Here is a 12,965-nt window from a genome sequence, read left to right on the forward strand (position 1 = left end):
GCTTAGATTGAAACTCTCCGTTATTTTCACATATGAATGTTACAAATTTTGTGTATGACAGGACTTATTTCATTTTTATCATTTTTTCAGCAATACATTTTAAAATTTGTTATATAGACCTAAACATATACAAATGACGTACTTAAATAGTTTAATTATAAATAATATATTGTTTTTACTTATTAAATTATTTAATTAAACATATTCCATTTACATTTTTGCTGCTAAGCATAACTTTTTAAATCACTATATTGAATAATAAAAAATTGATATGATGCCTAGCGAAATATAGAGATTTGCTTTATTAAATCTTTTGTTTACAGCAGCTTGCAATGGCTATCTTTTCCCATTTGGAAATAGACTCAGATCTAATTGTATAAGTCTGTGTAGCATTTTAAATTATTAAGCATCTATCAGCCTGTCTGATAAAAGACTTAAGTAAATCTCTCCATAATATGATTTGTGAATTTATTAATTTTATAAATTTACTCGGGTGAATATATGAAAAAGCTCCTAGGATTAGTTCTCGGTTTATCTGTTGGCCTTTCAGGCTGTGGTAAACAAGAAGCTCCTGCAACTGACGCAGCACAACAAAAAGACACTGCAGAAGTGCAAACCGTCACCATGGCTTCGACTGGTTCGGATGCTGATATTTGGCGCTACATTGCTTCGCTTCCTGAAACCAAAGAAGCTGGCATTAAACTTGAAGTGAAAAACTTCACTGACTATGTGTCTATGAACACTGCTGTAGCGAACAAAGAAATTGATGTTAACGCATTCCAATCATATGCCTATATGGTTGCGTTTAACGACAACAATAAAGATAAAATTGCACCGCTTTCGACAACTTATTTAGAACCAATGGGTATCTATTCAAGCAAAGTCAAAAAACTTGAAGAGTTCAAAACTGGTGCAACCATTGCGATTCCAAATGATGGCGCAAACGAATCACGTGCATTATTACTGCTTCAATCTGCTGGCTTAATCAAACTTAAAGCTGATTTTGACGATGTAAAAGGTACACCTGCTGACGTAACTGAAAATGCGAAGAAAATCGTAATCAAACCAATTCAAATGGCGACTGCGGTTCGTGTTAAAGACGAAGTTGATGCGATTGTTTTGGGTAATACCCTTGCAATGGAAGGTGGTTTAAACGTACTGAAAGATGCGGTTTACTATGAGCCAATCGATCAAAGTACAAAAATGAACGTGAATATTCTTGCTGTTGCTGCTGACCGTCAAAATGACCCAGTTCTACAAAAAGTGGGCGCGCTTTACCACACTCCAGCAGTTAAAGCTTACATCGATGAACATTTTGGTGGTACTAAAATTGATGTAAACAAACCAACTAGCTACCTCACTGAAGCAAAATAGTAATATAATTTCTTCAAATAAACAGGCAAAGTTTACTTTGCCTGTTTTTTCATTTTTGAACCCTTTTTTGACGCTATGATCCAATTTAAAAATATCTCCAAGCATTTTGAGCTAAAAGGCCAAACCGTTACAGCACTGGATCAGATTAATCTGGACATTCCAGATGGCTGTATTTTCGGTTTAATTGGCTACAGTGGTGCAGGCAAAAGTACCTTAATCCGTTTAATTAATTTGCTAGAACGTCCGAGTGAAGGGCAAATTATTATTCATGATAAAGACTTTACTGCTTTAAATTCGGCAGAGCTGCGTCAAGAAAGAACCAATATTGGCATGATCTTCCAGCACTTCAATTTACTGCAAACCAAAACAGTTGCAGAAAATATTGAAATGCCGCTTAAACTTTTAGGTGTGTCTAAAGCTGAACGCCAAAAACGTTTAGAAGAGTTGCTCGAATTTATTGACTTAAAACATAAGAAAAATGCTTATCCAGATGAGCTCTCTGGTGGTCAAAAACAACGTGTCGGGATTGCCCGTGCGCTTGCCAATCATCCTAAAATTTTACTGTGTGATGAAGCAACATCTGCTCTCGATCCGCAAACCACCAAATCGGTATTGGCGTTATTAAAGAAAATCAATCAAGAACAAGGCATTACCATTGTCATGGTCACCCATGAAATGGATGTGATTGAATCCGTTTGTGATTATGTTGCGGTAATGGAACAAGGGAAAGTCATCGAACATGGCTCAACTTTAGAGATTTTTAGTCAGCCAAAACACAATACAACGAAAAACTTTATTCAAACTGTATTACAGCAACAGCTCCCTGTTAATATTTTAAATAATTTAGAAAATCAAAATCATAACAGTATTTATTGTTTAAAATTCCTCGGCAGTTCGGCACAAGAAACTGTGATTCAGGCGGTAATTAAACAGTTTGATATTAGCCTGAATATTTTGTTTGCCAATATGACTGAAATTAATGGTGCGGTGATTGGACAAATGTTCGTTCAGCTATTAGGTGATACAGCATTGATTCAACAAGCGGTGGCGTTCTTAGAACAACATGGTGTTGAAGTAACTCAAGCAGGAGTTCAGCAATGAGAGATTTAATTGTTCAATGGCTGACTCAAATTACAGCACCCTTTTGGAAAAGTTCTTTGTCTATGGATCAGTTCGTCACTGCCCTACAAGAAACTTTTCACATGGTGTTCTTTGCCATGCTCTTCGGCTGTATTTGGGGTTTTATCCAGGCCGTGATCTTATATGTCTCACGTCCACAAGGCATTTTGCCTAACCGTGTCATCTACCATGGTTTGAACCCGATAGTGAATGCGCTGCGTTCATTGCCATTTATTATCCTCCTGATTGCAGTCATCCCTTTGACCAAAGTCATTGTGGGTACTTCAATTGGTACTTGGGCTGCAATTGTTCCTCTCACAATCTATGTTGGTCCTTACATTGGTCGTCTGATTGAAACTTCGTTGCTTGAAGTGAATGACGGCATCATTGAGTCTGCTCAAGCGATGGGTGCATCTCCGCTGCAAATCATTACTAAATTTGTCCTACCAGAGTCTCGTAGCTCTTTAATTTTAAACTTAACGACTGCAACCATTAGCTTAATTGGTGCAACAGCCATGGCGGGTGCAGTAGGTGCAGGCGGTATCGGTGATCTTGCCATTTCTTATGGTTATCAACGTTTTGATAGTAGCGTGGTCATCATGACCGTCATTGTATTGTTGATTTTGGTACAAATTGTTCAAAGTCTGGGGGACTGGTTATCGAAACTGCGCTAAGCCTGCATAATTCATATATTTAAGCTCTCCTCGGAGGGCTTTTTAGTGTTTAAAATTTAGTTTTTAATGCAGAACTAAAACCAAGATTTCTTTGACCCTAAATTACTTTGACGGCAAATTAGCAACACAATAGAATTTAAAATTCGCCCCTCAACATTACGTTTCCAAAAACTTGAATTACGACAAAACATCAAAAGAACAGGATTTTATATTCCCCATGGAAACTACACTGCCAGCACAAATTTTCCGCTTAACTTTTTTCACAACGTGGATATTCATCACTTCAGCAGCATCTGCATCCATTGCTGATTATGACTATGTCACTAGTATTAAGGTAAATGATGTTGACTTAGCCTTACCCTTGCCTGCATCAAAAGCAAATGCATTAATCAGCAAAAATCCAGTAAAGCTTAAATATGAATATTCAGAATGTACCGGCAATACTGAATTTCATGTCACATCAAAAGGTAAATTTCTAAAATTTGAAATTTATGCAGAGGACAATCCTCAAGTTAAAAATGATTCATTCTATAAAAATAAAAGCAGCTTCGCCCAACTTGGACAAACCAAAGGGGATGTTTGGATGGAATGGGATAAATCCACTCAAATACGCGATAAAATTCAAATTGGGTCAAAACATCTGATAAGCCAATATGACTATCAACAATTTGTAAAAGACTTTACCAAAAGTGCAAAATTAGCCAATCCCAATGAAATTGCTTATGTGATTTTACTCTCACCGACTCATGCAAAATGCGTGCTGAAAGAGCCGCATAACTATGATTTACCCTATATTGGCAATCTACTCTTCAACTTTAAAAATAGCAAATTGATAGCTTTTTAGTTAATCAAGGTATTGCTTGCTAAATGGTGATTATCATACAGCGTTTATTGATTAAACAGTGAATTTATAAATCTGTATAAAGCCATGCAATAAACGCAAGTTTGAACTCAGAGCATGCTAAAATCAGCAGCTGTTTTCGCAGGGACTCATCTATGCACTTTGTACATCTTGGTATTTTTACAGAATTTTCCATTACTGAATCTATTGTACGTATACCTGATCTTGTTAAAGCTGCAGCTGCAGATGAAATGCCCGCTCTGGCCATTACTGACCTTTCAAATCTACATGCTGCTGTAAAATTCTATAAAAAGTGCTTAGATAAAGGCATTAAACCGATTTTTGGTTCGACCCTTCGTTTGAATGATGCTGAGCACAAAGCTACTCTTCTAGCGATGACCAATAAAGGTTGGCGCAGTCTAACAGAGTTGGTTTCTGAAGGTTATATTTCAGGTCAACAGCTTGATATTCCTTGCGTAAAAAAAGATTGGATTTTAAATCAACACCAAGACCTGATTGTTTTACTGGGTATGCAAAGTGATGTCGGCAAAATGCTTTGCTCTTCCAACCCGCAAAAAGCTGAACCTCTGTTAGCTGAATGGGTCGAAAAATTTGGCAATCGTGTTTATCTAGCGATTACACGGACTGAGCGCTCGGGTGAAGAAGACTTTATTCACGAAGCAGTAAAACTTGCGAAGAAATTTAACATTGGTGTGGTTGCTCATAACGATGTGCATTTTATACGTAAAGAAGATTTCGAGGCACATGAAGCACGCGTTTGTATTGCCGATGGTTATGTCCTTGGTGACAATCGTCGCCCTAAAAATTATAGCCCTGAACAGTATTTTAAAACTGCCGAGGAAATGACGGAGCTGTTTGCAGACATTCCAACGGCTATAGAAAATACCTATCACATTGCACGACGCTGTAATGTGTCACTACGTTTAGGCTTCCATGACCTTCCCGATTATCCAATTCCTGAAGATCATACAATTGACACCTATTTTGAACATTTATCAAAAGAAGGTTTAGAAGAACGTTTAGCGCATTTGTACCCTGTCGAACAACGTGGTGACGACTGGCCAGAAATTCGTAAGCCTTATGATGAACGTTTGGCTTATGAAGTCGGGATCATCCTGACTATGCAATTCCCAGGTTATTTCCTAATTGTCATGGACTTTATTCAATGGTCTAAAGGTAATGGCGTGCCTGTTGGTCCAGGCCGTGGTTCGGGTGCAGGTTCCTTGGTTGCCTATAGTTTAAAAATTACCGACCTAGACCCACTACGTTATGACCTACTGTTCGAACGTTTCTTAAACCCTGAACGTGTATCAATGCCCGACTTTGACGTCGATTTCTGTATTGCAGGTCGTGACCGTGTTATTGACTATGTTGCACGCACTTATGGTCGAGATGCGGTCTCTCAGATTGCAACTTTCGGTACCATGGCGGCAAAAGGTGCAATTCGTGACGTAGCCCGTGTCTTGGGTAAATCTTATGGTTTGGCTGACCGTATTTCTAAAATGATTCCAACCAAGCCTTTAGGTTTAAGTTTGGAAGAATCGATTGAGGCCGAACCACAGCTCAAAGATATTGTCACCAACCCATCAAATCCTGATAACGACGATGCAGCCGAAATTTGGGAAATGGCACTCAAACTTGAAGGCATTACCCGTAATACAGGTAAACATGCCGGTGGTGTGGTTATTGCACCAACTAAGTTAACTGACTATTCGGCTGTCCTATGTGATGCAGATGGAACTAACCGTGTAGCCCAATTCGATAAAGACGATGTGGAAGCTGCAGGTCTAGTTAAATTCGACTTCTTGGGCTTACGTAACTTAACGGTAATCGAAGATGCCATTAAGCACATTAATGCCCGTCCAGATATCACTACACCTGTCGATATTTCCTTAATTCCTTTGGATGACAAACCTGCCTATGCTGTGTTCGCAGATGCAAACACCACAGCAGTCTTCCAGTTTGAATCCGTCGGCATGAAAAAAATGCTGAAAGAGGCACGTCCAAGTAAGTTCGAAGAAATTATTGCTTTCGTGTCTTTATACCGTCCAGGCCCGATGGATCTGATTCCTGACTTTATTTACCGTATGCATGGTGGCGAGTTTGAATACTTACATCCATTACTAGAAAGTGTCCTTGAACCGACATACGGCATTATGGTGTATCAGGAACAGGTAATGCAGGCAGCGCAGTTCTGTGCTGGCTATAGCTTGGGTGGCGCGGATTTACTTCGTCGTGCCATGGGTAAAAAGAAAGTCGAAGAAATGATTAAGCACCGTCAGATCTTTACTGACGGAGCTGCGCTCAAAGGCATTGATGCTGATACTGCCAACCATATCTTCGACTATATGGAAAAATTCGCAGGCTATGGTTTTAACAAATCCCATGCCGCAGCCTACGCCCTTGTTGCATATCAAACCGCTTGGTTAAAAGCACATTTCCCTGCTGAATTTATGTCAGCAGTGATGACCTCGGAAATGCAGAATACCGATAACGTGGTGTTCTTGATCGATGACTGTCGTATTAATGGTCTTGAAGTCTTGCCACCTTCGGTCAATATGTCTTTATATAATTTCCATGCCAGCGATCCAAAAACCATCGTCTATGGTTTAGGTGCGATCAAGGGTGTCGGTGAAGCTGCCATGCAGTCTGTGATTGACTCACGTATCCAAGATGGCCCATATAAAGATCTGTTTGACTTCTGCCATCGTATTGACCTAAAAAAAATCAATAAGCGCACGCTTGAAGCATTGATTCGTGGTGGCGCATTGGATTGTTTAGGATTAGAACGCGCTGACTTGATGGCGCAATTGCCAGAAGCTGTACAAGCGGCTGACCAAGCCCGTACAAACCGCGAAACAGGGATGATGGATTTATTTGGTGAAGTTGAAGAAGTTCAGCGTAAACCTTCTAAACCTGTTAAACCGTGGTCAGATGAAGTTCGGCTTAAAGGTGAAAAAGATACTCTTGGGCTTTATCTAACAGGTCATCCGATCGATGTGTATCGATCGGAGCTAAAAGCCTTTATTTCACAGCGCATTAATGAGCTTACGCCTACACGACGTGGTGTCACTACAGTATTTGCAGGCCTCGTCGTCGATATTGCCAACTTCCCGAACCGCATGATGGTGACGCTCGATGATGGTACTGCACGTATAGAAGTGTCTGCGAATCACGAACGTTTTAACCGCTTCAAAGATGTGATTCAAAACGAAAAAGTGGTGGTCATTGAAGGTGAAATTTACGAACGTGAAGGTTTTGATCGGCCAATGGGTCGCTTAACTAAAGCCTTCAGTTTGAATGAAATCCGTCAAAAACGTGCCAATGCCATTCAAATTAAATTAACACCTGAACATTTTAGTAAAACGCTATCACGCGATATCCAAAATATTTTACTGCCTTTTTGCAATGTCGATATGTGTACGCATATCCCTGTGCAGTTATATATTGACTATCCATATGCGACGGCCGACATTCATTTGGGCTTAAACTGGAAAGTTGCCCCACTAGATGAATTACTGTCTAAGCTGCGTGACTACTTCGGCAAAGAATCTTTGCATGTCGAATATCATGTCAAATCCAAAGCTGCCAAAGCGGTAAGTTATGAACAAGCCTCTATTCCTGCGCAGGTTCCGCCACCGCCAGATGGGATGAGCATGGATGATGCCATGGATTTATATCAAGCAGAAGCCAATCAATTTTCTTAAAGTTTAAACGCTGTTTGAACTGCTTTTTTAAATAAACATATTGGAAATATCATGAATCAAACTGACAATGCTGCGGTTTCAGCACATCTCTCCCATGTGCGTATTGTCATGGTGAATACAACATTACCCGCAAATATTGGTAGTGCATTACGTGCCATGAAAACCATGGGACTTTCAAAGTTGGTCTTAGTTGCACCGAAGACTTACCCGCATCCGGACATTAATGCTTTGGCTGCCGGTGCTGTCGATTTAATTGATCAAATTGAAATCGTTGAATCATTAGAAGAAGCCATTAAAGATTGTCATATTGTCTTTGGTACTAGTGCGCGTAGTCGTACCATCCCATGGCCATTACTTGACGCTCGCCCTGCTGCTGAAATGTCTCTCAAAGCGGTCTGTGAACAACAACAAGAAATTGCCGTGGTGTTTGGCCGTGAAGACCGTGGTTTGACCAATGAAGAATTGGCAATGGCCAACTACCATGTCACTATTCCAGTGAATACTGAATATGGCGTCTTGAACGTTGCCCAAGCGATTCAGGTAATTTGCTATGAAATGCGTATGGCTGCCCTTGCACATACTGAGTTAACTGCAAATCCTGATGCCAACATGCATGTTACCGATGACATCGATATGGAATGGGATGAACCTTTGGTGACCCATGAAATGATGGAACAGTTCTACCCGCATATTGAAAAAATGCTGGCAGAGATTGAATTTATGGATCCAAAAAATCCAAGATTATTACCTTTACGCTTGCGTCGCCTATTTGGACGTATACAATTAGATCGTATGGAATACCACTTATTACGTGGCATCTTTAGCCGAGTACAGGCTTTAAATAACGGAACATGGAAAAAATCTACAGACAATGAGGATCAATCTAATGCTTAAGCAGCTCAAAGAAGATATACAGGCTGTATTCGCGCGCGATCCTGCTGCACGAAATACGCTCGAAGTCTTAACGACTTATCCAGGAATTCATGCCTTGATCATGCATCGTATGGCACATGAACTTTGGAAAAAAGAGTGTAAAGGCTCAGCTCGCTTATTGTCTTCTTTTAGCCGCTTTGCCACAGGCATTGAGATTCATCCGGGTGCGAAAATCGGTCGTCGTTTCTTCATTGACCACGGTATGGGTGTGGTGATTGGTGAAACAGCTGAAATTGGTGATGATGTCACCCTTTACCATGGTGTGACCTTAGGGGGCACAACTTGGAATAAAGGCAAACGTCACCCCACCTTGGAAGATGGCGTAGTGGTTGGCGCTGGTGCAAAGATCTTAGGCCCATTTACGGTAGGTAAAAATGCCAAAGTCGGCTCAAATGCCGTGGTGACCAAAGAAGTTCCTGCGGATACTACCGCTGTAGGTAATCCAGCACGCTTTATCACGAAAGATAAGCCAAAAGATGAAGCTGAAAGCCGTCGTCGCGATTATGCAGAAAGTATTGGTTTCCAACCGTATGCTGCAACACAAGACCAAACTGACCCAATGTTAGAAGGTATGCGTGTGTTGTTAGATCGTATTCAGCACAATGAAAAACGTATGAATAATTTGTGTCAGCGTTTGTCTCTCCTTGACCCAACGTTCAAAAAGCAACAGCTTAATGAACAACCTTTTAGTCAGGAAGAACTTAAAATCATTGAAGATGTGCGCCGCGAATGCGAAGCTCAAAGTAATCAATCTAAAGCTTAACCAAAAGCAATCATAATAAGTTGCCTTTAACTTGCATGTTGTTCAGAGTTTTTTTAGACTGACCAACATGCTTTTTTGTATAAAATAAATTAATGGATGAATCATATGACGCTTAAGCCCTTGGCAGTTGCTTGTATTGCTTTAACCCTTGCCGCTTGTGGAAGCGCCCCAACTAAAAATAATGCTCCTAAAGATGCCATGATTTTTGTAGAGCCTGAACTGACTCCACCTTTCTACGCACTCAACCCATTTAACTACGATGCACCACCTCCTTTTGAATTAAATTTACAAAAAGCTGCAGCACAGCCTGTGACTAAGATGGTGGTAACTAGCCCAACCGACCCATCTAAGCAATTAACTCTTGAAGAAAACCGCCTGATTATCCCCACTGTTGACAGCAAAGAACGTTCGATGAAATTTGCTGCTTTAGCAGGTGACAATGAAATCGACATTACTGAAATTGATGATTTCTTACAGCTTGTTGAAGGTAAAGCACGTCACTATCCACCACGTTTTGTTCAACGCCAAGAACGCAAAGGGTTTGAGCTTAAACTCAAGGAAGTTACGCAAAAATTAGATACGCTTGCGTCTAAAGACAATGCTTCTTTTGATATTTTAGTTCGTGCATTTAAAGCCAGTGTGATGGCACGTAACCTTGATTTGGGTTCTGTGTACACCACTAAATCATTAACTTACGCACAACGTATTTTAAAAATCAACCAAGATGATGCAGAAGCAAACTTCTGGTTCGGTTTTGGTTTATCTGAAGGTGGTGGTCAACGTGAAGCGATTCCATACTTAGACAAAGCAATGAAAGCCGGTGTTCAAGAAGCGTATCTTTCTGCAGCAAATAACTACATTGCAATGGAACAAAAAAAGAACGCAATTCAGGTCTTAAAGAACTATAAAGTTAAATATCCACAAGAAGCAGAAGTTGCTGATCGTTTAATTCAAGAAATTGAAAAGCAAGGCCGTTGGAATGTTTGGCAAGTTCTAAATCCACCTAAAGCTACATCTTAATTGTAACGATTTAGAAAATTCTTTTGAAAAAAGACCGTTTTAACGGTCTTTTTTCATTTAAGGCGAATTGAAAATCCTGACAATTATCGTATGATTTGAAAATATTCAACCCAATGTGCGACCCCTTTATGCAGCTAAATACTAAAACAATACTGCTCCTTGGAATCATGAGTACCAGCGTACTGAGTGGATGTCAGGTCGTCAGTGTCAAAAACCAAAAACTCAACGTTTCTATTGCCAATGAACGTGAAAGTATTATTTCTCGAAACAAACTCAGCGAAGCCAGTTTAAATGTCTTGTCGATGACAGGTCGTGAAGCCAAAGCGTGTATAGAAGACCCGAAAGCCTGTGTTGATGAACTACAACAGATCCCTCAAATTCAAGATGAACAATTATTGTCTACGGCAAGTGAATTATATTTAGCCAAAGCCATCGAATATGAGTCTTCTTCAGCCTGTAAAATAGGTTTACTGACTAGCCACAAATCAGAAGAAAAACAAAAAATTGAACAAGACACTTATAACAAATGTTTAGATCAACAGCTGACGCTACTGGATAAAAGTATTCGCTATAGCTACGCCTATATGTTTAAAACCAAACGTGCGCCTGCTGACCGTATTTTTGATAACCGCCAAGTTCAAATCCGAGATTTCTATAATCAAGGGATTGCTAAACTGGTTAGCAGCTATGCACTACGTTATAAACCGCAAGAAGTCACCCAACAGATCAAAGTCGGACAAACCACCTATCATATTGACTTCAGCCATTACCCAGAACTCAAAAATCGTAAAATTGAACAATTGATGTCAACCTATAACCTCAACTTCTCAGGTTTACGTTCAATTACCCGCCGAGATGGTTTTGGTTCCGAATTCCTTGTGGTTTTACCCGAAGAACATACAGTTGAAACAGGCAAAGCCAAATACATTATCAACCCAATAGATTTTAAATATCCGTCTGGTTCAAACCCTAATATCCATCAAGCGCGCTATTTAGCTGCAACCTTAACAGCGGAACCTGTAAGCACCACAACTTCAGTTGATCAAATTTTAAATCAGCATGAGTTTCAAATTAAGGCTTACGACCCGTACAAATATGAACAGGTCAATATTGCCAATAAAAACTATGCCCTTGCAGCCAATTTTTCTGCACCTTATGGTCTTTGGTTAGCACAAAACAACTTGGGCAAGGCAGCGTATTTATCCCTGATTGACCGTGATGAAAAACTCACGATGCCACATTTATACATGCTTGAACCATATAATCCTGACAAAAAAGTCATCGTTTTGGTACATGGTCTTGCTAGTAGCCCTGAAGCATGGATTCGTCTCACCAACGATATTATGGGCGATTCAGTGCTACGTGAGCATTATCAAGTGTGGCAAGTGTTCTACTCAACCAACATGCCGATTATTGAAAGCCGCTTCCAAATTTATTCCATATTGACTCAAACTTTTAATAAAGTCGACGCCAATGCTGCAGCTAAAAAAGATGCGGTTTTAGTTGGTCATAGTATGGGCGGAATTATTGCACGACTACTGGTTAGCCAAGCCGATACCACACAATCTGCTTTGAAAATGATGAACTCACGTCAATTAAATCAGTACCGCAATATTCCAGTCGTGAAGCAGCGTATGGTAATTGACGATATTCCAAATTTCAGCCGTGCGATTTTCTTGGCTGCACCGCATCGTGGTACTGAATATGCAGATCGCTGGTTTACCAAAGCCGCTCGAAAAATTATTAAACTCCCAGGAGCTTTTTTATCGGCCATGGGTGATGTGTTAACTCAAGAAGAAGACCTGAAAGATTTATTTCGTGAAATTGACCATGGCTTGATCCAAAATGGACCAAGTGACTTAAGTCATCAATCAAAATTTATCGCGCTCACTGAAAATATTCAGCCGCGTAAGGGTTTGAAGTTTCATTCAATTATGGGAAATAACACCAACAGCCAAGATAAAAATGTAATCTCAGATGATGTCGTGCCATACACCAGTGCGCATTTAGAGGGTGCTGTTTCAGAAAAGATCATTAAAGGTGGTCATTCAATTCAAGAAACCCCAGAAGCTGTACTCGAACTGCGCCGTATACTACGACTGCATTTGATTGAACTTGGCCTCTATAAACCATAATGCAATACAACATTTAATTCGATCTACATATTTTAAAACCGATCTCAGGATCGGTTTTTTTCATTTCTGCATTTACTTGAATATGCCAATATTCACATAATTATTATATAAGCCTTTATTTTTTAATCATTTTAAAACTCAAAGGCACTCGTTAAACTTTATATAAACCTTATATTAGAGATAAATTATTGTAAAATAAAGACAAAATATTGTGCGCTTTTCCTAATTATTTCATAAGCATATCGAATTATGAAATTTTAAGGCTTTAAGTCACTTCTTCTGTGAAATTAAGGGTCTAATCATAACTATATAAAATTAAGTATATTTTACGTCAAGTTTATAATTCATTTATCAACCGCTCTACCGCGATGAAGCGGC

General features: G+C 39.7%; 9 protein-coding genes. All 9 read left to right on the forward strand.

Annotation, left to right across the window (positions count from 1 at the left end):
• Nucleotides 1-501: 501 nt before the first annotated feature.
• The 9 genes from FTT94_RS01555 (at nucleotide 502) to FTT94_RS01595 (ending at nucleotide 12,587) form a co-directional block, all read left to right on the forward strand.
• Entirely contained in the window at nucleotides 502-1,374 is an 873-nt protein-coding gene (locus FTT94_RS01555; RefSeq protein ID WP_168377622.1) for a MetQ/NlpA family ABC transporter substrate-binding protein, read from the forward strand.
• A gap of 75 nt (nucleotides 1,375-1,449) precedes the next feature.
• Entirely contained in the window at nucleotides 1,450-2,475 is a 1,026-nt protein-coding gene (locus FTT94_RS01560; RefSeq protein ID WP_168377623.1) for a methionine ABC transporter ATP-binding protein, read from the forward strand.
• Nucleotides 2,472-3,167 (forward strand): methionine ABC transporter permease, encoded by a 696-nt coding sequence (locus FTT94_RS01565; RefSeq protein WP_078188742.1) that lies wholly within the window; start codon nucleotides 2,472-2,474, stop codon nucleotides 3,165-3,167. The genes FTT94_RS01560 and FTT94_RS01565 overlap by 4 nt, the downstream gene beginning before the upstream one ends.
• A 172-nt stretch (nucleotides 3,168-3,339) precedes the next feature.
• Nucleotides 3,340-4,011 carry a hypothetical protein gene (locus FTT94_RS01570; RefSeq protein ID WP_257231035.1) on the forward strand — a complete coding sequence of 224 codons (672 nt, stop codon included), beginning with the start codon at nucleotides 3,340-3,342 and terminating at the stop codon, nucleotides 4,009-4,011.
• 152 nt (nucleotides 4,012-4,163) lie between these two features.
• Entirely contained in the window at nucleotides 4,164-7,736 is a 3,573-nt protein-coding gene (dnaE, locus tag FTT94_RS01575; RefSeq protein WP_180170111.1) for a DNA polymerase III subunit alpha, read from the forward strand.
• Between the two features lie 51 nt (nucleotides 7,737-7,787).
• Nucleotides 7,788-8,630, forward strand: coding sequence for an RNA methyltransferase (locus FTT94_RS01580; protein WP_180039995.1), 843 nt, complete (start codon nucleotides 7,788-7,790; stop codon nucleotides 8,628-8,630).
• Nucleotides 8,623-9,432: a serine O-acetyltransferase gene (gene cysE / locus FTT94_RS01585; protein WP_180003858.1), complete on the forward strand. Its 810-nt coding sequence runs from the start codon at nucleotides 8,623-8,625 to the stop codon at nucleotides 9,430-9,432. The genes FTT94_RS01580 and cysE overlap by 8 nt, the downstream gene beginning before the upstream one ends.
• A gap of 105 nt (nucleotides 9,433-9,537) precedes the next feature.
• A complete protein-coding gene (locus tag FTT94_RS01590) occupies nucleotides 9,538-10,452 on the forward strand; it encodes an ABUW_2363 family tetratricopeptide repeat lipoprotein (protein WP_180170112.1) in 915 nt (304 codons plus the stop codon).
• A 167-nt stretch (nucleotides 10,453-10,619) separates the two neighbouring features.
• Entirely contained in the window at nucleotides 10,620-12,587 is a 1,968-nt protein-coding gene (locus FTT94_RS01595; protein ID WP_373686008.1) for an esterase/lipase family protein, read from the forward strand.
• Nucleotides 12,588-12,965: the final 378 nt, after the last annotated feature.

It is taken from the genome of Acinetobacter sp. YH12027, from assembly GCF_013420085.1.
In the GTDB taxonomy this organism is placed as follows: domain Bacteria; phylum Pseudomonadota; class Gammaproteobacteria; order Pseudomonadales; family Moraxellaceae; genus Acinetobacter; species Acinetobacter amyesii.